This window comes from Hominimerdicola intestinalis, from assembly GCF_054655215.1.
The window spans coordinates 1-1,022 of sequence record NZ_BAAHNZ010000028.1 but is presented as its reverse complement, the minus strand read 5'-3'; the positions used below and the strand labels follow the sequence as shown (position 1 = coordinate 1,022).

The following is a 1,022-nucleotide window of genomic DNA, read 5'->3' as shown; positions in this document are numbered from 1 at the left end:
AGGCGATAAGTTAATTTACACATCAGGACAGGAAATAGAGCGGATAGCTTCAAACGGCTCTACTGCATATTTTAATACATATCTTCCTGCATGGGGCAGCTATTACATTCAGGAGATCGAAGCTCCTGCCGGATATATCAGGGATGACACCAAATATGAAGTAAAGGCGAATATGCCTGTACAGCTTTCAAACTCAAGGCTTTCTGACATTGTGCTGAATATTGAAGATAAAGAAATACGGTTCGCAGTTTCAAAGCAGGACGCATACGGCAAAGAAATCAGCAATGCACAGCTTCAGCTGATTGACGAAAACGGAGATACGGTTGAAGAGTGGACGTCGGACGGAACAGAGCATATCGTTACAGGACTTGCCGCAGGAAGCTACACTCTGCATGAATACTATGCTCCAAGAGGCTACTGCATAGCTACAGATATTGCTGTTACTGTTAACGAGGACGGTTCTATCCTTTGCAACGACACCGAAGTAACTGCGGTATCAGCTGACGGTCTGCCGCTGATCGTAATGACTGACGAAGCAACAAAGGTTGAAATTTCAAAGAAAGACATCACAGGCGATGATGAGCTTCCGGGAGCAGCTCTTCAGGTAATTGACAAGGACGGAAACATAATTGACGAATGGGTATCGACAGAAGAAGCTCACTACATCGAAGCAAAGCTAATCGCAGGAGAAACTTACATACTGAGAGAAATAACTGCTCCAAGCGGTTACACACTTGCAACCGACATAGAGTTTACGGTAAATTCAGACGGAAGTGTTACTTATGTTGTTATGTACAATTCAGACGCAGTGGGAACAGTAAAGGTTCATAAGAAAACCGAAGGCATGATGAATGTTGAGGGTATAACGCTGATCCTTTCGGGAACGTCTGATTCTGGGCATGAGGTCAAGCTTACGGCTGTTACCGACAAAGACGGAATCGCTGCTTTTACGGCTGTACCGACGGGAACTTACACTGTAACGGAAGACGCTGATACTGTTCCGATCGCATACATGGTTGCCG

General features: G+C 45.1%; 1 protein-coding gene. It reads left to right on the top strand.

Going from position 1 to position 1,022, the window contains the following annotated elements; translation table 11 throughout:
* Positions 1 to 1,022: MSCRAMM family protein (locus ACYQ0H_RS12345; protein WP_459813180.1), on the top strand; the 1,022-nt coding region annotated here is incomplete at both ends.